This window comes from Candidatus Syntrophosphaera thermopropionivorans (assembly GCF_004353895.1).
GTDB lineage: Bacteria > Cloacimonadota > Cloacimonadia > Cloacimonadales > Cloacimonadaceae > Syntrophosphaera > Syntrophosphaera thermopropionivorans.
This window is the reverse complement of sequence record NZ_SMOG01000008.1, coordinates 1-25,679: the sequence shown is the minus strand read 5'-3', so window position 1 is coordinate 25,679 and position 25,679 is coordinate 1. Positions and strand designations below refer to the sequence as shown.

Sequence of the window (25,679 nt, the reverse complement as noted above, 5' to 3'; positions counted from 1 at the left end):
TTATCCTCATTATTTTTTCTTAAAATATGTTTTAATTATTGTGATTATCTCTGATATAATATAATCATTTGAGGTAAATGTCAAATCAAACTTGTATTTACGATACCAGGTATATTGTCTTTTGGCATAATTACGAGTATGTTGTGCAGCCAGAGAAATACATTGGTTCAGAGGTGCATTTTCCAGAAAATAGGGTAGAAATTCTTTATAACCTAAGGTATTTAACCCAGGTGAAAGAGGAGTATATCCGAGCTTAAATAGATGCTCTATCTCATTTAATAAGCCACTATCTATCATTTGTTGAATGCGGTTATTGATTCTGGGATAAAGAATTTCACGAGGAGGTTGAAGCAAAATACGAAAAGTATGATAGCGATTATGACTGGTCTGATTTTTCCAGTGTTTGGTAATAGGAATGCCGGTAGCGTAATAAACTTCTAACCCACGGAGTATGCGTTGCTTATCATTAGAGCTAATTCTAAAGGCAAAATCAGGGTCTATCTTTTTAAGTTCTTCATAAAGGGGGGCTAAACCTTCCTGATTCATCCGTTTTATTAAATTGGCTCGGATATCTTTATCCATCTTAATTTCAGGGAACAATCCAGTTAATAGAGAAGACACATAAAGACCAGTTCCACCACAAACAATGGGTATAATGCCCCGAGAATGCAAATCTTCAATGATGTTTCCTGCATCAGCACAAAATCTGCCGGCATTATAGCTTTCTGAAGGGTCAATTATACTGATTAGATGATGTTTTACCTGCTGTAATTGTTCAACTGAAGGTTTAGCCGTTCCGATATCTAAATAGCGATAAACTTGACGAGAATCAGCGGAGATAATTTCAGAACCAAGTTCTTTAGCTAAAAGGATAGCCAGTTCTGTCTTGCCCGAAGCAGTTGGTCCCTCCAGAGTGATAAGAGGAATCATAACTGGCGTTTAAATTTCTTTTCTAAATCGTTAAGAGTAACTTTTACGATTAAGGGTCTACCATGAGGACAGAAATAGGGCATATTACAGGCAAAAAGTTGATTAATGAGGTTCAACATCTCTTTGCGAGTAAGCTTTTTTCCTGCTTTTATAGCTGCTTTACAGGCAATAGATTTAGCCAGAGAATCACGGAAATCAGAGTTAGTTTCCAGCTCATCCTGAAGCTGTTTCAATATATCTATGAAGACTTTTCCACCTTGCCAGTCATCCAGTTCCGCTGGAATTTCTTCTATTACGAGTGAGTCTCCACTGAATTTCTTGAGGACAAAACCGGTTTTTTCCAGTAATTCCAGATTTTGCTCTATCAATTCACGAATTTCTGTAGCTATAATGGGAGGTATATCAATGACTAAAGGAATAAGGAGTTTTTGACGAACAGCAGGAGCTCCTTGAGTTCTTTGCAATAACTTTTCATAGATAATTCTCTCATGAGCTGCATGCTGGTCTATGATTACAAATCCGTCTTCAACCTGGATGAATATATAAGTATTATGTAATTGCCAGGGATTGATGTAGTCTTCTTCGTTACTAAGCAGCAAGCGATAGTGAAAAGAATCATTAGGCAAATCAGGTAAGATTTCCAGCTGTTCTTCTTCCTGTTTTTTATCCAGATTAACCAAAGGGATTTCTTTGGTTTCAGCAGGCTTTTCGTCGTTTTGTGGGAATATCTCAGGTTGAAAGAGTTTGCCATACTCTTTTTTATATTCGGAAAAACGAGGGATGTGAGTATTACTGGTAAAAATAGCTCTTTCTGTGCTGGTAACAGGTTGGCTGGAAGATAAATCCTGAAATTTTGCCCTGGCAGTGGCAAATTTTTCGTATTCATAGTTATTCAAAGCTTCGGTCAGAGTGGTAAAGATTAAAGAGTGCACCTTTTGTTGTTCGCGGAAACGCACTTCCATCTTAGCTGGATGGACATTAACATCAATCTGGTCAGCAGGAACAACTAAGAAAAGAATATAGGGAGGAATGTTTCCTTTTTGCCAGGCTCTGGTCTTAAGAATGAAGGGTTCATAGGCAGATTTAATGGCATGTTTGACGGTCTTATCGGGAATAAAGCGTCCATTGATAAAGATATATTGCATATCAATAAGTTTATCGCTTCTATCTTCCAATCCAAAGATATAACCTTCCAGTTTATAGCCTTCATTCTCAATATTTATAGGGATAATATCATCGTTGAAGAAACCTGAGCCAAACACTTCACCCATTCTTTCCTCTCTGTTTTGAGCAGGGACAAAGGAAAGTCTTTGATTGCCATCCACATAGAGCTTAATTCCTAAAGCAGGATTCAGAATTGCCTGATAATGCAAATAACGCAGGATATGATGTAACTCGGTTTGAGAACTACGGAGGAACTTTCTTCTGGCTGGGAGCTCCTTAAATAATGCTTTAACCGAAACTGTAGTTCCTTGATTGGCTGAAATTTGATTTATACCTACCAGTCTCCCAAACTGATATTCTATCTGAGTTGCCACTTCTGAATCAGCATCTTTGGTAATAAGAGTAAGATTACTAACACTGGCAATACTGGGAAGTGCTTCTCCTCTAAAACCTAAGGTTTCAATATGAGTGATGTCATCAACGGTCTTTATCTTGCTGGTGGAATGTCGTTCAAAAGCGAGAAGGGCATCATCAGCACTCATACCAGAGCCATTATCACTAACCTGAATCAGTTCTTTTCCTCCGTTTTCTATACTAACTGTAATTAATGTAGCACCAGCATCTATAGAATTTTCTACCAGTTCTTTTACTACAGAAACAGGTCGTTCTATCACTTCTCCTGCAGCAATCTTGTTGCTCACATCTTCGGATAATATATGGATTCTATTCATAATTAATAGCGGAAAATTGAGCCATTGGTAAATTCTCTAATGATAGAGTTATAAGGAACCAGGCTATCAGGAATATCTTTAATATTGGAAAGAAGAGCCAGTAATCTTTGTGCTTCCGTGTAGCCAGCAGAACTTTTTGGTACAGAAAGCAGTAGCTTCCAGGCATACTTACGTAAAACTCCCAGCTCATAAGTGAGGCTGCTGTTGAACATAAAATCAGCATTTTCCTGATAGGGAAAGATATTTTTTTCTTCACCTTCACGCACACTGGGCCAGCGCTGAATGGTTTCTATAGCAGTATAGCCTCGGTATTGATAATCCCTAATAATACGACGGATCAAACGACAATCTGTGGTGGCTATCCTATTGTGATTATCTATATTGAGCTGATTCAGTGCACTTACATAGATTTTAACCTTATTTTCTGCTTTGATAGAAGAGGTCAGAAGCTCATTTAAACCATGTATTCCTTCAATAACTATGACATCATTTTCCCTCAGTTTAACGATAACATTGCTTCTTCTTCGGATACCCCGGGTGAAATCATAATGAGGCAATTCTATCTCCTGACCAGCAAGTAGTTGAGTTAGTTGAAGATTTAAAAAATCAAGGTCCAAAGCATAGATGCTTTCAAAATCATATTCGCCATTTTCTTTCCGGACGGTCTTCTCTCTATCTATGAAATAATCATCCAGACTTATCATTACTGGTTTCGTTTTACAGGCAAGAAGCTGAATGGAAAGTCTTTTAGCGAAGGTTGTTTTACCAGAAGAAGAAGGTCCTGCAATAAGGATAAGTTTGATTTTAGGTTCACTTACGATAGCAGCAGCAATTTCAGCTATTTTCTTCTCATGCAGAGCTTCTTCCACCAGAATGAATTCTGAGATATCATAGTTATCTGTGAGCTTATTAACATCAATGATATTATGCACCCCAAGAATATCCAACCACTTGTCATGTTCCTGGTGTAATTGGAATAGTTTTTTGGGAAAGACAAAAGGCTGGGCTAATTTACATTCTTTACCCGTAGGAAAGCGAAGAATGAAACCAGGTTCCTGATAAACTATATCAAATTCCTTAACCCTACCTGTGCGATCAGCCAGAGGTCTTAAAAATATATCATAATACTTCCCACAACGATAGATAGAGACTTCATCCCGATAGTTATATTTAAGGTTTTTTATCACATCTTTTCGTCCCATAGTGCTGAATATTTCTAATGCTTCAGAGATGGGGACAGTAATTTTATCAATGGGAAGATCGGATTCCACTATCTTAATCATCTCTTCTTTCACTCTATTACAATCCTGTTCTGTCCAGCGTTGAGCGCCAAAAACTTCACAGAATACTCCATCTCCAATAGAATGTTCCACTACCAATGAATGTTGAATTCCAAGTAGTGAATTTACTGCTTTAGCCAGTATAAATATAGCTGAATCCTGATAGATACGACTTCCCTCAGGATGATTAAAAGTGATACAATCAATCATCATACTGTGTTGTGGAATAAATTCTTCATTAACATATTGAGTATGATCAATTTTGAACGATAGAATTTTATCTGCCGGAATATCAGTGTCTTTTAAGATATCACGAATAGATTTTGCAGATTCAAGTTCTATCTGCCGGTATTTATTGCCATCTAATCTCAAATCTATGATCATTGTCAGTGTCCTTTTTTCTTTTATAGCTTATTCGGCTTTATAAGATATTATATAATCATAAAGCATTAGTTTATTTCATACAATAAAAAGCGGTTTTTTTAGTCAAGAATTTAAGAGGTAATAAAATGAAGAAACTTAGCAAAAAACAGTATATCTTGCGAGAAACAAAGAATCTGGTAGGTATAACTTTTGGAGCTCTTTTAGTCGCTATCGGATATGCCTGGTTCCTGATGCCTTACAATATGTCTCCTGGTGGCGTTGCAGGTGTGGCACAGGTAATGAATTATTATTTCAAAATACCCTATGGATTGTCTATGATTTTGCTGAATGTTCCTTTATTTATAATAAGTTTTATCTTTATTGGAAAAGCTTTTGGGACAAAGTCTATCTATGGAATGGTGATATCTTCAGTATTTACCGATTTCGTTAGTATCAAAAATCTGGCAAGGTTAGGTTTAATGGAGCTATCTAACCATACTTTTATATATAACGGGAGAACAATCTATGCTTATCTTTCACCCAATGATTTGCTACTTTCAGCGATTACGGGTTCTGTTATTTTAGGTCTCGGATTGGGTTTAATCTTCCGTTTCCGTGGCTCTACTGGTGGAACAGATATTCCAGTGGCTCTAATTAAGCAGAAGGCTGGACTTTCTATCGGAACAGGTTATTATCTGGTAGAAAGTGGTATTATACTTTTTGTTTCTATTATGTTAAAAGACCCTAAAATTCTTATCTGGGGATTTATTAACCTCTTTATTACTACCAAGATAACAGACTTAACCTCCGAAGGATTGCCCTATGTGAAGGGTGTGTATGTAATCTCTCCGGAGGTGGAATCTATTAAAGAGGAAATATTTAGACAACTGGATAGAGGAGTGACTTTCTTAAAAGCCAGAAGTGGATATGAGAATAAGGATATTGAGGTCTTATTCTGTGTATTGAATCGTCGGCAGGTAGGTCAATTAACCGATATTGTCAAAGATACTGATCCTGACGCTTTTATGATTGTAACTGATGTCTATGATGTTATGGGTTATGGATTTCGTTCTCGTAATCTGGACCTCAGCGAGTGAAAATAGAAAAAGGTCATCCTTCTGACTAATTTAGATTGTATAACCCTATATTTCAATGCTAAGAGCAGAATCTGTTGTTTGTCTGAACTTTTTAAAAATAAACTCTTGTTTCATAACGAGAGATAAAGATAAGGAATGGCATTAGATGCAGTTTTTTATAAGTGCACAATCTTCTCATTTGAAGCTATTGAATGACAAGGGGATAAAATAGATCCTTGCTTAGTAAATAACCTACCCTCTCAAAATGATGAATTTATTAACACAGATTTATCTGCGTTATCTGCGTGAGATTTTTAAACACTCATACCTTTCATTTGCTAAAAAAAGATTTGAAAACGACTGAATAAAAGAAAAAAACATTGACAGAATTGAAGATATAGTACTTGGGTTTAAATATATACTTGCTTGGATTTTTTAGAAAGTTATTATAATATAAAAGGGAGGTATGTTTTGAAAATAAATTTTCTAAAAGAAGCTAAGCAAATAATAATGTCCAAAACTAAAGGAAAAAGGAGAAAAAGATGAAGACTAAATCGGTACTGATTATTATGGCTGTGGCAGTACTAATTATTATGACTGCCTGCAGCGGTGTTCCAAAAGAGAAAAAACTTACCGTTAGTAATGTTAATGTTATTGGTGATGCCAAGGATTTAATTAAAGTTGCTGATGGAACTTACACTCTTCAAAATGCCAACAACGAACTTTCCTTGACTATTAACCTTCAACTGTTACAAAATAGGGATTTGGAGATGGAAGGGTTAAAATTAGGTCAATGGACCTTGAATCTTCTGGATAAAGATGGTAATTCCATTCCCGGTGCTATGCTTCAGTTCAAACCAGAAAGTGGCGCTGAATTACAGATTATTGAATTTCTCAAAAATGGTATGATTGATGATACACTCTCAGTTACTTTCAGTCAGATGGTTACTTCCCAAGATGAACTTAAGAAGATTATGAAACAAACTACTTCTTTTGAACTTACCACTGTGATTGAAAGTATTATGCCTGGTCCTTTGGCGGAAGTAACTCCAGAAGAGACAAAACCAACAAAACCTTCCACAACTCAACCAGCTCAAAAACCACAAGCAGGTCAAACTACTCCCACAAGTTCTCCAACTGCCACTCCAGTGCAACCTTCGGAAGATTGGGATAAAGAACTTGATGCTTATAGCGCTGCTATTGATCTTTATATCTCTATGAAAAAGTCTATTAAGCCAAACGACCCTAATTCAATTAGAAGACTTAACGAACAGAAAGTAAGGGTTGATGAGATGACAAAGAGATTCCAGACCGCTTCTGGTATGACTGCCGCTCAATCTACCAGATTTAAACAACTCAAAGCTAAATTTGACAATGCTGGTTAAATTAATTAAAAATTTTAAAAAAAGGAGATTATGATGCGTAAATACCTTATTCTACTTATCATTACAATGATGGCAGCAGGTTTGTTCTTAACTGCCTGTGAAGAGAGTGAAAATATTACTGAGCCAGAAAACGCTAAGTGGTCAGTGTTTGTGACAGCCAATCCTGTTGAAAGTGAGCATACTCATTTTATTACGGTTATGTGGATTGGCTCTGAAGAAGATTATGAGGAGCCCACTTCTCTGGAATTGGAAATCGGTGACGATGAAGTTGATCTGGAAAAATGGCAAGATATCTGGATTGGCGAGAAAAACTTAACTCCCGGTGAAAAATACAACTTCAAATTAGAAGTTAATGGTGAAACGGTGGTCAGCACCAGTCAAACTATTGTCTATAACGCAGATGCTGACTTCCCGGAAGATTATAATCCTGAAGAAACTGCATATGTAGAGTGGACTCTGGAGAAAGATAATGAGCATCAGTATGCTTCTGTTTATGCTTATGATCTCTTGGATCCGGAAGAAGATGAAGAAGTTACCGAAGAAATTGACTCTTCAGCCCGTTCTTATCAATATCCTGCCGATGTAGTTAGTTATCATGGAATAGGCACTCAATATACTTTAGAGATAAGTGAGATGAATGATAAGTATGTGGATGATGTTTTAGTAGCTTCTGCTCAAGCAGATTATCAGGATTATGGTAATATTAAAAGAGATCGCGGTTCTCGGGAAGAAATGGTTAAATATGTAAAGCATATGCTCAATCTCATTATGAAATAAACATTTAACGAACAAAAAGAAAGCCGGAGCAAAATTAGTTCCGGCTTTTTTAGTTTACGAAAGAAAGTGATGATTCTAATTGTTTCCAGGCTTCACGAAGTTGTTTTTCAGCTAAAGGAAATTCTTCTTTATTATTAACCCAGATAGGTTTTCCATAGTTAACTGCCACTCTTGAAAAAGGTTTGGGTATGCGGAAACGGTCCCAGGATTTGACTAACCATTCTTTACTGGAATTAGCAGATACAGGAATTATGGGTATTTTAGCTAAATAAGCAAGTTGAAACAGACCAGGATGAATGGTTCCGAGTGGACCCTTAGGTCCATCAGGTGTAATTGCTAAGCTGTGTGTTCTTGATAGACGAACCATTTCTTTTAGTGCTTGAGAACCTTGATGTGTGGAAGAACCTCTAATAGGAATGTAGCCTAAATATTTAAGTGGACCAGCAATAAGTTCTCCATCCTTTGAAGAAGAGACCATTACTGCTATCTGTGAATTGATTCTGTGTAAGGTGAGGAGCAAAAGATTGCGATGGATGAAAGCATAAACACAACGATAATCATCCGAAGGTTGATTGTGAACAGCTATCCTTAATGTAGCTCTTAAAAGTTTTAATAATCCAGCACCAAGGACTGCTTCTACCTTCATAAGGAATTCAGGCATAAGTTTCTAACATTTTTTTAACCAGATTGAGCATCTCAATGCTGGTCTTGCGGTCTCCCAGTAGTGCTTTTAATTGAGAAAGTTCCTTTTTAATAAGGGTTATTTTATCAGGATTATCAAGAGTCTCTAACACGGTTTTAACAATATTTCTGGGATTACAATCTTTCTGGATTAATTCGGGCAAAAGGTCTTTATCCAAGACAATGTTTGGCAAGCCTATTCTTTTAATTCGCACTAATTTACGACCTATTAGATAGGAAATGGGAACTGCTTTATAGCAGATAGTTAAAGGAGTGCCAATGAATGCTGCTTCCAGTGTTGCTGTTCCAGAAGTGCTAACCAGATAATCTGCATATTTCATCATTTCATAACGATAGCCATCTACAATATGTAGCCGGGGCAATCCTGAACTTTCACATATATGCATAAAAAGTGAATGAGAAACCGTTGAAGCTTTGGATATCATAACTTCAAAGCGATTTTCATCCAGGATCTTTGCTGCTTCCAGGAAAGCAGGAAGCATCCTTTTAACTTCATTATCTCTACTACCAGGAAGAAAACCAATCCATTGTTTTTCTGGATTTATACCATAGAAACGGGCAAAACCCTCTCTATCAAGTTCAAACTTTATTTCTTCAGCTATGGGATGTCCCACATAAGTTGCAGATATATTGTGCATTTCCAGCAATTCTTTTTCAAAAGGTAAAATACAGGCTACTTGGCGAACATTTTCTTTCAATTTATAGACCCGATTATGTTTCCAAGCCCAAAACTGAGGACAGATATAAAATAGCACAGGGATATGTAGGTCATCAGCCATCTTGGCAATCCGAAGATTAAATCCTGGATAATCAACCAGGATAGCAAGATCAGGCTTTTCTTCCTGGAAAAACTTTTTTAACTGTCGCTCTACCTTCCAGAAAAAACCCAGATGTCCAGCCACTTCTACAAATCCCATAACATTAAAGGGAGCAAAGGGAAAGAGAGGTTTTAAACCTTCTGCTTGCATACGAGGTCCACCTATTCCTATATGCCGGACGCCTGGAATGCCAGAATTGAGACTTTTCATCACAATGCTGGAATGAAGGTCGCCAGAGTTTTCTCCAGCCAGCCAGAAAATAGTGTAGGAATCCTTAGTTAAGTTTGACATAGTTAAAAAATAGCTACTCCTAAAAGAGTTAATAATGTCACCAGGGTAGCAGCGATTAGCACTCCAATAAAAATCCAGAGTAGCGATTTAGCAAAGGGAAGACCAAAGATTTTAGCTGCCAGAGAACCTGTCCATCCTCCCGTTCCGGGCAAAGGTATTCCCACATATATTGCCAAACCAATTTCCTCATATCGCTCTACTACTTTACCTTTGTTCCGCGTACGATTATACATCCAATCGGTAAATTTTTTACCCCATTTATATCTTGAAATCATCTTGAAAAACCATTCTAATAAAAGAAGTAAAAAAGGAATAGGAAGCATATTGCCCAGAATGGAAAGAGCCACTGCCTTTTGCCAGGGCATCCCTAAAACCGCAATTGCCACAGGTATGGAACCTCTTAGCTCCACTAGTGGCAAAGTTGAAATGAGTATCACAATTAGTGAAGGATTCCAACCCTTTGCCTTAAGGTTAGCAGCTGTTTTTTCACCATAACTTTCTCCCCAGAGCATACTTCCACAAAAAATAAGTATCATTAAACTTATCAATATCTTAGTTCTGGAATTCACCGCTTCTCCATTTTATCTTTTATGAAAAAACAAATTCTAACCAATAATTATTTTGACAAGAGAAATCTATATGTAACGATGCATATCCAAATACTAAAATTTATTAATGCTCTTGAATAACCCAGAAAAATATCTAACAATTCCATAATTTAAATTATCCAAAAATAAGCGAATTGCAATCCAAATGATGAGTAGCTTATGTCCAGCTTATGTCCAACTGATGTCCAGCTTATGTCCGAAAACGGACATAACTTACACATAACTAAGATATCAACTCTTTTTTAAGAATTAAGAGATAAATATTAAAATAATAGCAATATTCGGAACAGGGAAGACTTCTCTTTATTAATCCTTTTTGTTTCAAATAATTAAAAAAGGGTTTGACAATATAACTTGATAAAAAACAGAGTTTTTAAAATAAGATTTTATTTTACAAATCTGTCTAACTCTTTGAAAATCAAAGTAATGTAGAAATAGATGAGGAACAAATGAAAGAATATGAACTGAAAAAAATGCGAAATCTGCTTTTTATGGGTGCAAGTGGTTCAGGAAAGACCAGTCTTGCGGAGCAAATCTTTTTCCTGACGCATACTACTAACCGTCTGGGTAAGATTGATGAAGGCAATACGGTGATGGATTTTGACCCGGAAGAGATAAGTAAAAAAATGTCCTTAGGATTATCAGTAGGATATGCTCATCATAAAGATTGCAAAATCAATATAATAGATGTTCCGGGCTCTCCTGATTTTATAGGTGAAACCATAGTTTCTATTCCTGCTGTTGAAAATGTAGTGTTAGTGGTTAATGGAACGGCAGGATATGAAGTTGGCTTGGAATTAGCTATAGAACAGCTGGAAAATGAGAAGGCGGCAAAGATAGTTCTGGTCAATAGAATGGATAATGAACATGCAGATTTTCAAAAGACACTGGACACTATATATGAGAATGCAGGGTTCAATCCTATTCCTGTGCATATTCCTATTGGTAAAGAAAGCACCTTTGAAGGAGTGGTAGATGTTATTCGTCAGAAAGCCATTCTTCCTGGTGGTGAAAAAGATATTCCTGCAGATATGCAATCTACTATTGCTGAAGCTCATCAGAAATTAATGGAAGCAATAGCAGAAACGGATGAAGAATTATTAAATGATTTTTTAGAGAAAGGTGAACTCAGCGAAGAGCAGCTGATTAATGGAATGCGCAAAGCTTTGGCAAATGGTGAGATATGTGTAGCTTTTGCCTGTTCTGCTTTAACTGGAGTTGGAGTTATGGCATTTTTAGATGCCGTTGATCGGTATTTACCTTCTCCAGAGGATGTTAATCCTATATCAGTGCTAAGAAAAGGTGAACCTGCTGAGTTTATTGCTTCTCCAGATGGAGAGCTTTTAGGCTATGTTTTCAAGCTATATGCAGACCCCACTATGGGTGATTATGCCTATCTTCGTCTCTTTTCAGGTTCTCTGAAAACCGGTATGGATTTTTCTATTCCTGAAAAAGGTGTAAAAGAGCGAGCAGGCAATATCTATTATATGTTAGGTAAGAATCGTGAAGATGCTCAAGAACTTAAAGCTGGAGAAATTGGTGCTTTAGTTAAATTGAAAAATACCAGAGCCTTAAACACTATTACTGCTCCCGGTTCTGACCTTTCTTTGAAGATGCCTGAATTACCTACTCCAACCTACTGGCAAGCAATTAAAGCATTGAATCAGAGTGATGAAGAAAAAATTAGTAATGCCCTGCAGAAAGTGATTGCAGAAGATCCTACCATCCGTTTTGAAGTTAATCAAGAAACCCACGAGAATATCCTTTCTGGTCTGGGAGAACAGCAATTGCAGCTCGTTCTTCGCAAATTAAAGAATCGTTATAAAGTTGATGCTTTCCTTCAAGATCCTCGTATTCCTTATAAAGAAACCATAACTACCAGTGGAGAAGCTCAATATCGTCATAAGAAACAGACTGGTGGAAGAGGACAATATGCCGAGGTTTACTTCCGAATCAAACCTCTTGAACGAGGTGAAGGTTTTAAGTTCATCAATTCCATTGTGGGAGGTGTGATTCCCTCTAATTTTATTCCTGCTATAGAAAAAGGTGTAGTAGAGACGATGGAAAAGGGTATTATAGCAGGATATCCCGTAGTTGATGTCTCAGTGGAAGTATATTATGGCAGTTATCATGAAGTAGATAGTTCAGAAATGGCTTTCAAGATTGCTGCTTCTATGTGTTTCAAAGAGGGATTTAAAAAATGCAAACCTATCTTGCTGGAACCCATTCATGAGCTGACCGTAATTGTTCCAACTGAATATATGGGTGATGTGATGGGCGATATAAGCACGCGTAGAGGTAGAATTATGGGAATGGAACAACATGGTAAAAAACAACACCTAATAGTCCAAATGCCCGTAGCTGAGATGTATTCTTACTATCCTGCTTTAAAATCGCTCACTCAAGGAAGAGGTCGCTTTACTCAGAAATTCTCGCATTATGAGAAAGTTCCTGACGATATAGCAGCAAAAGTGATTGCTGCCTGGCAAGAATCCGAAAGCTAATATTTGCTATAAAAATTGAACATAAAAGAAAGGGGAAAGCCAGGAAATGCTTTCCCTTTTTTCTTACTTGACATTTTATAGCCTTAGGGACAATAAGGTTATGCATCAATCTTTAATAAAGATAAGTTAGATAAAAAAGAGGTTTATATGTCTGGACACAATAAATGGAGCTCTATCAAGCATAAAAAGGGTGCAGCTGATGCCAAAAGAGGTCAGCTTTTTACTCGCTTAGTTAAAGAAATTATCCTTGCGGCAAGAAATGGAGGAGGAGATCCCGAAGCTAATCCTCGTCTACGTACAGCAATTTTAAATGCTAAAGCAGCAAATATGCCACGAGAAAACATTGAGAGAGCAATTAAACGAGGAACGGGAGAAATTGAAGGGGCAAACTATGAAGAAGTGGTATACGAAGGTTATGGACCCAATGGGATTGGTTTAGTCATTGAAGTTATGACGGATAATAAAAATCGCACTATTGCTGATCTCCGTCATACCTTGACTAAATATGGTGGAACTATGGCAGAAAGTGGTGCTGTAGCTTGGAATTTTGAGCAGAAAGGCTTTTTTAATGTTCCTGCAGCTGGATTGGATGAGGATGAATTTATGCTTCAGGCTCTGGAAGCAGGAGCTGAAGATATAGAATTAAATGGTGATTATTTTGATGTTTATACTGCTCCTCAAGATTTTCATACTGTTCTTGCTAATATGGAAAAATTAGGCTATCCCATTGAAAATGCGGAATTAACACGTGTCCCCAAAACCACTATCAATGCTGATGATGTTGCACCTAAGATATTTAAACTGATTGAAATGCTGGAAGAGCTGGATGATGTCCAGAAAGTCTATGCCAATTTTGAAGTCTCTGATGAAGTAATGGAAGCTCTCAGTCAAGAAGCGTGATAATTATTGGTATTGATCCCGGTAGTCGTTTTTGTGGATATGGTCTTTTAGAAATAAATGAGAGAAGGATCCTTGCAGCTGGTTGTGATGTGATTAATTTGCTAAAAGGTAAGGACTTACCTCAAAGATTGGAAATCCTTTTTGATGCTATCAACGATATCTTAAGGGAATATAAACCTGATATAGCCGTGGTTGAAAGTATATTTTATCATAAACAGATACGCAGTGTTTTCACTCTGGGACAGGCTCGTGGAGTGATTCTTTTGGCTCTGGCTCAAAATGATATTCCCATAGTTGAATACAGTCCCCGGGAAGTTAAAAAAGCTGTGGTAGGTAATGGAAATGCGAGTAAGCAACAGGTGCGTTATATGGTTAATCAGATAGTTAATCTGCACCATAAACCAGCACAAGACGATGCTTATGATGCGTTAGGTCTGGCTTTATGTCATTATCATAGGATAAGATTTGCCTGATGCTGAACTATATACATGGAATTTTGATACATAAAAATCCAATGAAAGCAGTAGTAGAGACAGCTTCCGGTATCGCTTTTGAATTAATGATTCCAATTAGCACCTACGAAGTTCTTCCCGAGACTGGTAAAGATTGTCTGCTCTACACTCATCTTCAAATCTCTCAGGATGATATACGTCTTTATGGTTTTGCCACTCAAGCTGAATGTGAACTTTATAAAAATTTGAATCGTATCTCTGGAGTAGGACCAAAGATTGCACTTTCCATCATTTCTACTTTACCCATTCCCACCTTCGTTAGAGCCATAGAAAAGGGTGAAGAAGCTTTACTGACAAAGATTCCCGGGATTGGCTCTAAGAGTGCACAACGATTGATTATTGAACTGAAAGGTAAGCTGCTTCATCTTCTGGAATATGAAGTTTCCGAAGGAAAAATGCTGAAAGAAGATATTATAATGGAAGTAGAAAGTGCACTTCAAGCTCTCGGATTTAATCCCAAGGAAGTGCGTAGAGAGTTAAGTCTGTTAGGTGAAGAAGCAGGCAAGATGCCAACCGAACAATTAATAAAAGAAATAATCCGAAGAATATATCAGAGAAGTAGATAAATGGTTAGAGAAGAAGCCTATTACACTATCCTTAAAGTATTTAAAGATACAGAATTCTCCGATACCCTCTTGCATCAACGAGCTAAAAAGCTTAAGGGAAGCAAAGAAAATGTAGCCCTCTTCTATAATATGGTGAAAGGTGTGATAAAGATGCGCCTTAAACTGGATTACATCCTTTCACAATATACGGATAAAGATAAATTTGCTCAGACGGATATCAAGATTAAGACCTGGTTATATCTTGGGTTGTATCAAATGATGTATCTTGATTCTATCCCTGACCATGCAGCAATTAATGAGACGGTTGAACTAGCGAAAAAAAATATGGGTGAGAAAGTTGGTGATTTTGTTAATGCTATTCTAAGAGCTTATCAACGCAATCCAGAAGTTAAATATCCAGAAGATCCCGTTATACGCATAGCTTATGAGCATTCTTATCCTCCAGAATTAATTGCTAAATGGATTGAACTCTGGGGTGAAGAGGATACGGAATATCTTGCCCTTTTTTACAATGAAAATCCCAGATTGCACATAAGAGTGAATACCACTGCCACCACCAGAGATAAACTCATCCAGTATTTTACCAAACGTGATATTCCTGTAACACCTTCTCCCGTTAGTAAAGTAACTATCTTGACTGATGCTGCGGATGAGGTTTTAGAAGATGTGGCTTTTTCGGAAGGATATTTTTCCATTCAGGACACCTCTTCCACTTTAATTGTTGATTTATTAGACCCTCATCCTGAGGAAAATATTCTGGACCTTTTTGCTGCTCCAGGTGGTAAATGCACCTATATTGCAGAAAAAATGGTTAATACAGGTGAAGTTGTAGCTGTGGATAAGATTCCCAATAAAATGAAACTTCTCAAACAAGCAGCAGACCGTTTACAGCTTACCAATATTAAACAGGTGGTAACGGATGCTTTTCGTTATGGACCCGTAGCACCTGCTTATGATAGAGTTTTAGCGGATGTTCCTTGTTCTGGCTGGGGAGTTTTTGGGCGTAAAGCAGATTTGAGATGGCAAGCTAATAAAAATATTGAGGAACTGGTTAAACTGCAGGAAAAAGCTCTTGATTATGCTGCAAATTTCGTTCGTGCTGGAGGAATATTGGTCTATTCTACTTGCACTCTTAATCCAGCAGAAAATGAAGAGCAGATAAAGAAATTTTTGCAGAGAAATCCTAAGTTCACATTAGTTAATGCCAAAGAAATATTACCATCTGATTTTGTAGTGGAAGGAATGTTTAAGACTTTACCTTTCAAGCATGATATGGATGGTGCTTTTGCTGCTAAGATGAGAAAAACAAGGTAAGAAGTTATGGCAAGTGAAAAGACGAAAAAAATCTGGATGACCATCGGAATTGGTTTAGGCATTATCTTTATTACTGCTTTTCTGACCAGTCAAATCATTTTCCCGCTTATCTTCCGTACCCCCAAAAATGTTGAAGTTCCTAATGTGGTCGGACTTAGTTTACCAATGGCAAAGCTCCGACTTACTCAACTGGGATTGCATATTGTGGTAAGGGATTCCGTATGGTCAGAAACAGGACAACCAAACACTATTTTAGACCAGGACCCCCAACCTGGAAAAAAGATAAAACCAGAGAGCACCGTCTATGTTAAAGTAAATAGAGGTCCTATGAAGGTGGGTGTCCCTTATCTTGTAGGATTAAATTACAGCGATGCTTATTATACCCTTAAATCTGCAGGATTAGAAGCAGTGATAGCAGATTCTCTATATTCAGATAATTATCCTCGCAATACCATTGTGCGTAGTTCTCCTCCGCAAGGAACTAAGGTAGAGAAAGGTGCGAAGGTTAGGTTATATATAAGTAAGGGTCCCAAGCCCTTTATAGAAGAGACCGTTATCTGGGATAGTTTATTAATGTGATAGTGAATGTATTATAAATTAAACCAACCGATAGACTGGAGAAATTTGTCTCCTATCAGTGTCCATACAACAGCAGCCAGAGCAACGATATTACCAAAGGCAAAGCCTTGATTGGGCTTGCGAACAAAGATAAGAAAATATAGTAATCCTAATATACAGGCTAAAAGTATAACCCAGGGGATGTGAATAACGCCAAAAAATGCTCCTACTGCTGGAATTAAAATTACATCACCACCACCTAATCCTTCACGATGAAATAACTTTAACCACAGCAGGGCAAGCAAATAGAGAAAGACAAAAAGAATCACAACCGGGAGCAGAAAAACCATAGCAAAACTGTAAAAATTGAACTCACTTTGGATTAATCCCATCAATAATCCTATGATTACCATAGGAATAGATATTACCAGCGGTATGATTTTATAGAAAGCATCAATAAAGAAAATAGGAATGAGAAAACCAGTCATAATAGCAAACTTGAAGAAGCTAAAACTCAATCCATAGACCAGATACAGAGCAATAAACAATACGGGAGTAATTATTTCTACCACCAAATGATGCCAATGTATCTTCGCTCCACAAGCCTTACATCTTCCCTTCAGGACTATATAACTGATTATAGGAATATTCTGCGAAAAGGGGATGGGTTTTCCGCAATTGGTGCAATGAGAACCAGGTTTAACTATGGATTGGTGACGAGGAATTCTATCAATCAGGACATTGAAAAAGCTACCTAAGCAAGCGCCAATAACCAATAAGAGTAAGATAATCAATGCACTCAAGGCTGTTTACCACCTATCATACCAGTTATTATAATAATTGGGGAAATAGTTTCCCTGGTGGAATTCTATCTGGAAATGCATCTTATCCGAAGGTTGATAACTCAACCTAAAATCAGGAACTATTCTGGTATTGTTATCATCGTTAAGCTTAAAAGAAGAAGCTGTTGAACCGTAATTTATCACATTGAGGTCCAGTTCCATTTTCAATTTTTGAGAAAAGGCATAGCTTAAGTGATTAGTATAGCGGGAAAGATAATAACCATATCCAACAGAGGAAGTGCCAGCCATAAATCCCATAGAATGACTCATATTAAGTCTGTTTGGATTTAGCAACGAAATAGTTTCCGTATCATTGGAAAAAAGAGCTGGATTTATCATATTTACTTGTGCTATAACAGGCAAGACCATCATTAAGGCTGCAAGAATTATAAATACTTTCGTCATTTTCCCATCTCCTTCTTTATTCTAAATTCCACTAAAATACAAAATAAATTAATTCCTTTTCCTGTCAAGAAAAGTTGAACATTGGTCTTTAACTGGAGATAGGTGGGATATCTTCAGAGCGATGTCTAACTACTTTACCTATAGCAAGATAGATGGTATTTTCAGCAATATTGGTGGAGAGGTCTGCTATCCTTTCCAAGTTCTTTGCTATGCGTAATAAATGCAAATATTGGGAAGTCAGAATAGGATTTGCTTGTATAAGCTCCACCAGATGATGGTAAATCTGGCGATTCAGGTTATCCACAGTATTATCTTCGCTACAGACTTGATGAGATAGTGCCACATCTTCTTTAACCAGGGCATCCAGACTATTTTTTAGCATAGTTAAAGTATTGCTTTTCATCTGCTCCAGTTCTGGAAGCTCATAAACCACAGGATTATCCATTAGATGAGCAGTGCTTTCAGAAATATTAACCGCCTGGTCAGCCAATCTTTCCAGGTCATTATTAATTCTATAAATCATCAGGATAAGTCTTAAATCTCTGGCTTCCGGTTGATATAAGGCAATGGTAGTTATGCACTTATCATCAATCTCCAGTTCGGTTTGATTAACCTGGTCTTCCAGTGCGAGGACATTTTCCAGCAAAGAAGGTATGTTCTTATAAAGACCATCCACAGATAGAGATACCATCTTCTCTACCAATCCAGCTTCTGATATCAGCATTTGTTTTAATTCCTGTATTCTCGTTTCTAACATTTTATCTCCTTAACCGAACACTCCGGTTAAATATTCTTCTGTCCTTTTATCCTTAGGAACCGTGAAAATATGTTCAGTTTTTCCAAATTCCACTAATTCTCCTAAATATAGAAAGGCGGTGTAATCAGAAATTCTTCCTGCTTGTGCTACATTATGGGTAACCATCAAGATTGTCACGCTATTTTTAAGAGACAGGCATAACTCTTCTATCTTTGCAGTAGATTGAGGATCCAGAGCTGAAGTAGGTTCATCCAGAAGTAAAACTTGGGGTTTATTTGCCAGAGCCCGAGCAATGCAAAGTCGTTGTTGTTGACCACCGGATAAACTCATAGCTGAATGATGTAAACGGTCTTTCACTTCATCCCATAACCAAGCAGCTTTAAGACTTTCTTCCACTCTTTCTTTTATCTCGCTTTTCGTATATTTCGCCTGAATCTGAAGTCCATATGCCACATTATGATATATGGATTTAGGAAAAGGATTAGGTTTTTGAAACACCATTCCCACAGAGGCTCTAACAGCATAAACATCTGTTTTAGGAGCATATATATCTTTATTTCCAAGATAGACTTTTCCAGTGAGCTCCATATCAGGGATAAGGTCATTCATACGGTTAAAACATCGTAGTAAAGTGGATTTTCCACAGCCAGAAGGACCTATGATGGCGGTAATATTATTTTTATAAGCTTCCAGATTGATATTATGTAAAATATGATTTTTCCCAAACCAGAGGTTGAGATTGGAGGTCCAGATTTGTTTTTCTACCATTGTCTTTTCTTCCTCATATAAGAACGTATTATTATAGCGGTGGCATCTATTAATAGAACCAAGATAAGAAGCACTAAGGCAGTCCCATACGCAATAGGCACCTGTGCTTCAGGATGAGTTCCTTCTGTCATTAAAGCATAGATATGATAGGGTAATGCCATAACTTCATCTTGCAGACTGTGTGGTAATCTGCGAGAGTAGAAGGTTGCTGCGGTAAACATAATAGGAGCAGTTTCACCAGCCACTCTTCCCACACTGATAATTGCTCCAGTTAAGATATTAGGTAAGGCAGCAGGGAAGACTACTCGTGATATAGTTTGTCTGGTTGTCGCTCCTAAAGCTAAAGAAGCTTCAGAAAAATCTGCAGGAACACTTCGTATTGCTTGCTCTGTATTATTAATAAGCACCGGCAAGGCAAGAATCGCCAGAGTCAAACTTCCAGATAAAAGAGATACCTTAAAACCCATTAAGTTAACGAATATAGCCATTCCAAACAAGCCAAAGATGATTGAAGGTATTCCTGCCATAGTATTGATGACAATATGTAGGATATTAACTAACCAAGCTGGTTTTCCATAATGAGTTAGCCAGATAGCAGTGAAAATACCAGATGGTAAAGCAAAAATCATTGCTAAAGCAGTAAGTAAAAATGTTCCCATTAGAGCGGGAAAAATACCTCCTTCCGTCATTGCCTCTCTTGGTGGTTCAACTATAAATTTCCAGCTCAAGACGGGAGCACCAAGTGATATTATACGGACAATAAATACCACGAGAAATCCAGCGGTAAATATTAACATTAATGTCATCATCATTATCCAGAAAGTGTTTTTTCCTTTACGACGGTTCATTTTTGCCTCTTAGGTCTAAATACAATCTCAGTTATAAGATTGGAAAAAAAGGTGATTATCAATAGCACTATAGCCAGAGCAAATAGAGCATTATAATGTAAATCTCCCATAATAGTTTCTCCCATTTCTGCTGCTATGGTAGAAGTCAATGGACGCACAGGCTCAAAGATAGATTTAGGAATCTGAGCTGCACCTCCTGAAACCATTAAGACTACCATTGTTTCTCCTATAGCTCTGCCAAAACCCAATAAAATACTTCCTATTATCCCTTTTTTTGCTGCTGGTATTACAGCTTTGAAGATGGTCTCACTTTTTGTTGCTCCCAGTGCCAGAGAAGCTTCTCTAATACTATGTGGCACGCTGTTCATTGCATCTTCACTTATGCTACAGATAATAGGAATCACCATAATACCAAGTATTAAAGAGGAAGTGAAGAGATTCAGACCTGTATCCAGAGAAAACCACTGACGAATTAGGGGTGCTAAAAATGCCATTCCAAAGAGTCCATATACCACGGAAGGTATTCCAGCCAATAATTCTATTATCGGTTTAACTATTTCTCTTAAGCGAGGACTGGCTATTTCCGCAATAAAGATAGCAGAACCAAGGCTTAAAGGTAGAGCAATGATTAAAGCTCCCAGGGTAACAGTTAATGAACCTATAATTAGAGCCCAGGCTCCAAAACTTGGAGGATAATGCGTGGGATACCAATTATTGGTAAATAGGAAGTCTTTCCAGCTAACTACCTTAAAAAGTGAAAGTCCATCGTGAAATATCCCATAAATGATTGCTAATAAGCATATGACAGTTAATAAAGCTGCTAAATAAGCGATTGTCTGAAAAATCTTTTCTTTTATGTCTTTCATATTTTAACCTTAAAGACGGGAGTAATAACTCCCGTCATAATGGAGGATTTAGGGTTTATAGTCATAGCTTTATTGCAAAGGAATAAAACCTTGTTCTTTAACTATCTTTTGACCTTGAGGAGATTGAATAAAAGCAATATAGCTACTGACAGCTCCAGTTGCTTTGCCATTGGTATACATATACAATTTCCGAGATAATATATAAGTACCGTCTTGCACTGTTTTCTCGCTGGGCAAAACCTTTTCCACAACTAAGGCTTTTACTTTATTGCTTACAAAACCAACTCCCGCATAACCAATAGCTCCAGGTGTATCTGCTACAGTATTGGTGACTGCATTATTAGAAGCTAAAAGTTGAGCAGAAGAACTGACCTTAGCTCCAGCCATAACCTTTTCATTGAACACTTCAAAAGTTCCCGATGAAACATCACGAGAGATAACCACAATAGGAAGATTAGGACCGCCCAGTTCTTTCCAATTCTTTATCTTACCAGTATAGATATCCCTTATTTGAGAGATAGTGATATTGCTTATGGTATTGGAGGGATGGACGATAACAGCAATTCCATCCAGAGCTATAGCATAGGGAACAGGGTTAATCCCTTTAGCCTTAGCTTGAGAGATTTCTTTAGATTTCATAGGACGACTGGAGAGGGCAATATCCACAGAATTATTAATCAAAGCAGCGATTCCTACTCCAGAACCTCCACCACGAATAGAGATATTGATATCTGGATGTGCATCCATAAAAGCTTCTGCCGTCGCTTGGGCTATGGGAAGGACAGTTGTTGAGCCCGCACAGGTTACTTTGCTTTTAGCATTAACAGTAATAGTTGTCAGGGTTAAGATTGCCACAAGTAATAATAGTTTATTTTTCATTTTTTACATCCTATAGTGTTATTGTATTATTAAAACGCCATTTAAGTTGAAGAAGAAGAGTAGAGCTATCTTTTAGCTTATTAGCATAAGAAGCTGAAGATTCTTCTTCATCATAAGATTTGTAAGTATAATTAATTTGAAATTGCATGGCTGGATTAGCACTTTCATTGTGCATAAACTTGTAATTCAAGCCAGCTGTTATTGCATTAAGTAAATTTTGATTAGAGGGATTATCAGTTTCATCCCATCTATCATATCTTCCTATTAAATCTAAATCATATCCTATAAGCTTTTGTAATTTAATGGTAGGGATAACACTTAGACAATTAGCTGTATAGTCCTTATTGGAGAATTCATCTGCATGCATAACTTTTTTAGAAATGTATTCCAGACATAAGTTTATTGGACCATAAGTAATACTGCCCAATCCATCCAATAATAGCTGCTGATTAAACTTTGGATTAATTGTATTATCTGTGAGAAGTTTTTTTCTTTCATTACTATTTATCATAATAGAGCCACCAACCATAATACCACTTACGGGGGTTATACGTAAGTTACCCACAAAAGCGGGTTCAATATTATCCTTCAAATTAGCACCATAGTTCTTATATCCTTCTCCATTATAAATACCCACTGCATATTCACCCCAACCTTCTGGAAAATATCCATTGAAAGTGATACCGTAATCGGAAGAATTAGTTATGCTATATTCATCCGCAGGAGCTTTTCCAATAAGGTCATAAGTCCAATCATAGATAGAACCAAAATATACTTTCTGTAATCCAACGGTTGTGGTTAAATCCGGTATAGGGATAAGATTGGAAAAATCCAGATAAGCATATTTCAGTTTTAATCCAGCGCCATTCTTATTATCATCAGAGCTAAAGATGTCTACAGTAAAGCGGCCCTTTACGGTTTCACTGAATTTGGGTTCCAATCCGAAGTATCCCCTTTCCAAAGAAAAATAGTTTTTCAGGATAGCATTACTACTGTCTGCTGGTACTTTTCCATTTACTATAGTCCAGCGATTCCACATTTCTCCACTAATTTTTAGTTCCTGGCTACATAATGTTCCTGTCAGAAGTAGCCCAAGTAGGGTCAACCAAATCAATTTTTTCATATCTTCTTTTTCCTCCTTTGAAGATCTACTGTATTATAGGTATCAAATGTTAGGATTTGATTAGCTGGAGGTTAAGAATTGTTAACTATTAAGGTAACTTATTATTGTTAGTTGAGATAGAGGAGGTTAGTGATTCTTGCTCTCTTTTTATTCTTCGGATGGCTTTATTTCTTATTTGTTTCACTCTTTCCACTGTGAGGTCTAAGTTCTTAGCTATCTCTTTCAGAGTTAAACCTTCTTGATAGGACAAGTGAATAATCTTTGCTTCTAAGGGTGGCATATCGGAAGGAATAATTTTTTCCCAGTCGGAGCTTTTTATATGCACTTCTTCATTATTAACGGTTATTTGATTATCTTCAAAGGTTTCTGCCTGTAAAGAATGTGCCATTTCTTTTTTAAGGGCAGAAAGGATTCTCTTTTTAATATGCCAGACTGCATAGGTAGAAAATTTCGCTCCTTTTGTGGCATCATAGCTATTTGCTGCTTCTAATAACCCCAATAATGCTTCCTGCTGCAAATCCTCCAGAGGAAGACCTGCATTTTTATATTGATTGCAGATGCTATATGCCAGAGGTGAATATTCCTCCAGCAACGCATCATAGTCTAAATTAAAAATAGGATTCTCTTCAGACTTCATTGCCAGATTCTAAGGTTTTTTGAGGAAGGGTAATCTTGAAAGTGGTTCCTTCTCCTAATTTACTGGAGACGGTAATATCTCCATGATGTAATAGGATGATGTGTTTTACTATTGCCAATCCTAACCCTGTCCCATTACGACTTCTGGTGCGAGAAGGGTCTGCTACATAGAAACGTTCAAAGATTCTATCCAGATGTTCAGGAGCTATGCCTGTTCCGGTATCAGAAACTTCAAATATGACCTTATTCCCTTCTTTTCTACTTTTTATGCTTATTGTTCCTTTATCCGTGTAGCGAAGTGAGTTTTGCACTAAGTTTATAAAAACCTGTTCCAAACGGAAGGGGTCACACACCAATCTCGGGATAGCAGGGTCCAGTTCAATTTCCAGATTCAATTCTTTCTCCTGGATTTCAGGTTCCAGAATCAATTTTATATTGTCAAAGAAGGTGGAAAGATTAATGTCCTGCAATTCCAGTTGAGCAGTACTTTCCAGTTGGATAAGTTGTTCCAGGTCTCCGATAAGATGATTCAGCCGCTGACTGTGATTTAAGATTATCTTCAGATAGCGAGTGTTATCTTTTTCAGGAGCGGTTAACATTGCTTCCGCAAAACCTTGGATTGCGGTCATAGGAGTTCTCAATTCGTGAGCCAGATTGACGATGAAGTCCTTCTTTATCTGTTCCGTTTTTTGAATAGCATCAATATTATGGAGGATAAATATATTGCGTTTAGCTTCCTGATTCAGACTATAGGAAAGAATATAGCTGTGATTCTGGATAGTGATTTCCTCTATTTTCTTGTCTGGTGAAGTTTTCCTATTTTCCAGATAAGCTAATAATTCAGGATGACGGATTATTTCCTGATAATGAGGTTTTTGTGCTGGATTATAGGCAGGAAAGAGTTTCTGGAATGGTTCGTTTGCCCAGATTATTCTACCTTCATCATCCTGAGCCCAGAGAACATCCTCTATAGAATTTAGCAGTAATCTCAGTTCCTGTCTATGAATGGTTAAATGCGTAATCACTTCTTCCAGTCTTTCCAACATCTGATTAAATTCATTGGCTACTGCATCCACTTCCTTTATGCCAAACTCTTGTAGACGCTGGGAATAGTCTCCTTGAACAACGGTTCTGGCTGTATGTATCCAGCTATCTTTTATCTTTCGGAAAGAAGAGCAAAGAAACCAGATAGCAAAAAGCGAGACTGCTGCTGCAACTAAGATGGTTAGCCCAAGAGATGCTTTAAGAATTAAACATAACCCCACACTTAACAAGGGAAGAAGGACAGCAATAAGCAATAGAGTGCTAAGATGATTTTTCCTCATTGTCCTGAATCTTCCTCATAGGGAGAAAATTTATAACCCATTCCCCGGATATTTTTAATCGTCCAAGCATAATCCCCTAATTTTTCTCTCAAATTGCGGATATGGACATCCACGGTCCTTTCTATCACTATCTTATCATTTCCCCAGAGATAATCCAGAATCTGATTTCTGCTATAGACCCAGCCAGGTCTTTGCGTGAGAAGTTGCAATATCTTGAATTCAGTTAAGGTTAAATCTACCCTCTTATCCCTTATATAAACCTCAAATTTATTGAAATCTATGCGAAAATCCGATGTGATGGTAAGAACATTTTTAGAGGTTTCCCAGCCTCTTCTACGTAACACTGCTTTTACCCGTGCTACTAATTCAGAACTGGCAAAGGGCTTTGTTATATAGTCATCTGCTCCATATTCCAGACCTCTAACTCTATCTTCAACATCTGTTCTGGCGGTTAACATTATAATAGGAATTGTTTCCCATTCTGGTCTATTCTTAATAATTCGGCAAGCTTCCATTCCATCCAAATCAGGAAGCATTAAGTCCAGGATAATTAAATCGGGAATTTGCTCAGTTAGACGATTCAGCATCAACTTTGCTCCATTAAATCCTTCCGTCTGATATCCTGCATTTTTTAATACCAATTTTACCAACTCCAGAATGTCCGATTCATCTTCTACGATAAATATCTTATTATTCATATCTTATATCCCCTATTTAAGACTCTCTTCTTTAAATATTATTATCTGACAAG

General features: G+C 37.2%; 26 protein-coding genes. 9 read left to right on the top strand and 17 right to left on the bottom strand.

The window, feature by feature from the left end:
* Nucleotides 1-9 precede the first annotated feature (9 nt).
* From miaA to E0946_RS03795, 3 genes are read right to left on the bottom strand one after another with little or no spacing between them, the layout of a single operon-like run.
* Nucleotides 10-930 carry a tRNA (adenosine(37)-N6)-dimethylallyltransferase MiaA gene (gene miaA / locus E0946_RS03805; RefSeq protein ID WP_133201147.1) on the bottom strand — a complete coding sequence of 307 codons (921 nt, stop codon included), beginning with the start codon at nucleotides 928-930 and terminating at the stop codon, nucleotides 10-12.
* A complete protein-coding gene (gene mutL / locus E0946_RS03800) occupies nucleotides 927-2,825 on the bottom strand; it encodes a DNA mismatch repair endonuclease MutL (RefSeq protein ID WP_133201146.1) in 1,899 nt (632 codons plus the stop codon). Before mutL ends, miaA begins: the two co-directional genes overlap by 4 nt.
* A gap of 2 nt (nucleotides 2,826-2,827) precedes the next feature.
* Nucleotides 2,828-4,489 carry a nucleoside kinase gene (locus E0946_RS03795; protein WP_133201145.1) on the bottom strand — a complete coding sequence of 554 codons (1,662 nt, stop codon included), beginning with the start codon at nucleotides 4,487-4,489 and terminating at the stop codon, nucleotides 2,828-2,830.
* A gap of 125 nt (nucleotides 4,490-4,614) precedes the next feature.
* Between E0946_RS03795 and E0946_RS03790 the strand changes: the two genes are divergently transcribed.
* The 3 genes from E0946_RS03790 to E0946_RS03780 all read left to right on the top strand — a co-directional run bounded on the left by E0946_RS03790 (nucleotide 4,615) and on the right by E0946_RS03780 (nucleotide 7,706).
* A complete protein-coding gene (locus tag E0946_RS03790) occupies nucleotides 4,615-5,565 on the top strand; it encodes a YitT family protein (RefSeq protein WP_133201144.1) in 951 nt (316 codons plus the stop codon).
* Between the two features lie 521 nt (nucleotides 5,566-6,086).
* Nucleotides 6,087-6,929: a hypothetical protein gene (locus E0946_RS03785; RefSeq protein ID WP_133201143.1), complete on the top strand. Its 843-nt coding sequence runs from the start codon at nucleotides 6,087-6,089 to the stop codon at nucleotides 6,927-6,929.
* Nucleotides 6,930-6,962: 33 nt separating this feature from the next.
* Nucleotides 6,963-7,706, top strand: coding sequence for a hypothetical protein (locus E0946_RS03780; protein WP_207930820.1), 744 nt, complete (start codon nucleotides 6,963-6,965; stop codon nucleotides 7,704-7,706).
* 49 nt (nucleotides 7,707-7,755) lie between these two features.
* Here E0946_RS03780 and E0946_RS03775 read toward each other — a convergent pair whose 3' ends face one another.
* From E0946_RS03775 to E0946_RS03765, 3 genes are read right to left on the bottom strand one after another with little or no spacing between them, the layout of a single operon-like run.
* Nucleotides 7,756-8,367 (bottom strand): lysophospholipid acyltransferase family protein, encoded by a 612-nt coding sequence (locus tag E0946_RS03775; RefSeq protein ID WP_133201141.1) that lies wholly within the window; start codon nucleotides 8,365-8,367, stop codon nucleotides 7,756-7,758.
* Complete coding sequence (gene lpxB / locus E0946_RS03770) at nucleotides 8,360-9,517, bottom strand: lipid-A-disaccharide synthase (RefSeq protein ID WP_133201140.1); 1,158 nt, start codon at nucleotides 9,515-9,517, stop codon at nucleotides 8,360-8,362. Before lpxB ends, E0946_RS03775 begins: the two co-directional genes overlap by 8 nt.
* Before the next feature lie 2 nt (nucleotides 9,518-9,519).
* Nucleotides 9,520-10,086, bottom strand: a complete 567-nt coding sequence (locus E0946_RS03765) for a COG2426 family protein (protein WP_133201139.1) — start codon at nucleotides 10,084-10,086, stop codon at nucleotides 9,520-9,522.
* Nucleotides 10,087-10,574: 488 nt separating this feature from the next.
* Here E0946_RS03765 and fusA point away from each other — a divergent pair, with 488 nt between their 5' ends.
* The 6 genes from fusA to E0946_RS03735 all read left to right on the top strand — a co-directional run bounded on the left by fusA (nucleotide 10,575) and on the right by E0946_RS03735 (nucleotide 16,500).
* Complete coding sequence (fusA, locus tag E0946_RS03760; RefSeq protein ID WP_133201138.1) at nucleotides 10,575-12,629, top strand: elongation factor G; 2,055 nt, start codon at nucleotides 10,575-10,577, stop codon at nucleotides 12,627-12,629.
* Between the two features lie 147 nt (nucleotides 12,630-12,776).
* On the top strand, nucleotides 12,777-13,529 hold the full coding sequence (locus tag E0946_RS03755) for a YebC/PmpR family DNA-binding transcriptional regulator (protein ID WP_133201137.1): 753 nt from the start codon (nucleotides 12,777-12,779) through the stop codon (nucleotides 13,527-13,529).
* Entirely contained in the window at nucleotides 13,526-14,002 is a 477-nt protein-coding gene (ruvC, locus tag E0946_RS03750) for a crossover junction endodeoxyribonuclease RuvC (protein WP_133201136.1), read from the top strand. The genes E0946_RS03755 and ruvC overlap by 4 nt, the downstream gene beginning before the upstream one ends.
* Nucleotides 14,002-14,607, top strand: a complete 606-nt coding sequence (gene ruvA / locus E0946_RS03745) for a Holliday junction branch migration protein RuvA (RefSeq protein ID WP_133201135.1) — start codon at nucleotides 14,002-14,004, stop codon at nucleotides 14,605-14,607. The genes ruvC and ruvA overlap by 1 nt, the downstream gene beginning before the upstream one ends.
* Nucleotides 14,608-15,921, top strand: coding sequence for a 16S rRNA (cytosine(967)-C(5))-methyltransferase RsmB (gene rsmB / locus E0946_RS03740; RefSeq protein WP_133201134.1), 1,314 nt, complete (start codon nucleotides 14,608-14,610; stop codon nucleotides 15,919-15,921).
* Between the two features lie 6 nt (nucleotides 15,922-15,927).
* Complete coding sequence (locus tag E0946_RS03735) at nucleotides 15,928-16,500, top strand: PASTA domain-containing protein (protein WP_133201133.1); 573 nt, start codon at nucleotides 15,928-15,930, stop codon at nucleotides 16,498-16,500.
* Nucleotides 16,501-16,511: 11 nt separating this feature from the next.
* Here E0946_RS03735 and E0946_RS03730 read toward each other — a convergent pair whose 3' ends face one another.
* The 11 genes from E0946_RS03730 to E0946_RS03680 all read right to left on the bottom strand — a co-directional run bounded on the left by E0946_RS03730 (nucleotide 16,512) and on the right by E0946_RS03680 (nucleotide 25,626).
* On the bottom strand, nucleotides 16,512-17,282 hold the full coding sequence (locus E0946_RS03730; protein WP_243713743.1) for a prepilin peptidase: 771 nt from the start codon (nucleotides 17,280-17,282) through the stop codon (nucleotides 16,512-16,514).
* Between the two features lie 6 nt (nucleotides 17,283-17,288).
* Nucleotides 17,289-17,726 (bottom strand): hypothetical protein, encoded by a 438-nt coding sequence (locus E0946_RS03725; RefSeq protein ID WP_133201132.1) that lies wholly within the window; start codon nucleotides 17,724-17,726, stop codon nucleotides 17,289-17,291.
* 88 nt (nucleotides 17,727-17,814) lie between these two features.
* Nucleotides 17,815-18,483: a phosphate signaling complex protein PhoU gene (gene phoU / locus E0946_RS03720; protein WP_133201131.1), complete on the bottom strand. Its 669-nt coding sequence runs from the start codon at nucleotides 18,481-18,483 to the stop codon at nucleotides 17,815-17,817.
* 9 nt (nucleotides 18,484-18,492) lie between these two features.
* Nucleotides 18,493-19,251: a phosphate ABC transporter ATP-binding protein PstB gene (gene pstB / locus E0946_RS03715; RefSeq protein WP_133201130.1), complete on the bottom strand. Its 759-nt coding sequence runs from the start codon at nucleotides 19,249-19,251 to the stop codon at nucleotides 18,493-18,495.
* Entirely contained in the window at nucleotides 19,245-20,099 is an 855-nt protein-coding gene (pstA, locus tag E0946_RS03710; protein ID WP_133201129.1) for a phosphate ABC transporter permease PstA, read from the bottom strand. Before pstA ends, pstB begins: the two co-directional genes overlap by 7 nt.
* Nucleotides 20,096-20,965 (bottom strand): phosphate ABC transporter permease subunit PstC, encoded by an 870-nt coding sequence (gene pstC, locus E0946_RS03705; RefSeq protein WP_133201128.1) that lies wholly within the window; start codon nucleotides 20,963-20,965, stop codon nucleotides 20,096-20,098. Before pstC ends, pstA begins: the two co-directional genes overlap by 4 nt.
* A 69-nt stretch (nucleotides 20,966-21,034) precedes the next feature.
* The gene (locus E0946_RS03700; RefSeq protein WP_133201127.1) at nucleotides 21,035-21,844 is read right to left on the bottom strand and encodes a PstS family phosphate ABC transporter substrate-binding protein; all 810 of its coding nucleotides are present in this window, start codon (nucleotides 21,842-21,844) and stop codon (nucleotides 21,035-21,037) included.
* A 10-nt stretch (nucleotides 21,845-21,854) separates the two neighbouring features.
* On the bottom strand, nucleotides 21,855-22,967 hold the full coding sequence (locus E0946_RS03695) for a hypothetical protein (RefSeq protein WP_133201126.1): 1,113 nt from the start codon (nucleotides 22,965-22,967) through the stop codon (nucleotides 21,855-21,857).
* 88 nt (nucleotides 22,968-23,055) lie between these two features.
* Nucleotides 23,056-23,604 carry a sigma-70 family RNA polymerase sigma factor gene (locus E0946_RS03690; protein ID WP_133201125.1) on the bottom strand — a complete coding sequence of 183 codons (549 nt, stop codon included), beginning with the start codon at nucleotides 23,602-23,604 and terminating at the stop codon, nucleotides 23,056-23,058.
* Complete coding sequence (locus E0946_RS03685) at nucleotides 23,594-24,928, bottom strand: sensor histidine kinase (protein WP_133201124.1); 1,335 nt, start codon at nucleotides 24,926-24,928, stop codon at nucleotides 23,594-23,596. Before E0946_RS03685 ends, E0946_RS03690 begins: the two co-directional genes overlap by 11 nt.
* A complete protein-coding gene (locus tag E0946_RS03680) occupies nucleotides 24,925-25,626 on the bottom strand; it encodes a response regulator (RefSeq protein WP_133201123.1) in 702 nt (233 codons plus the stop codon). The genes E0946_RS03685 and E0946_RS03680 overlap by 4 nt, the downstream gene beginning before the upstream one ends.
* Nucleotides 25,627-25,679 lie beyond the last annotated feature (53 nt).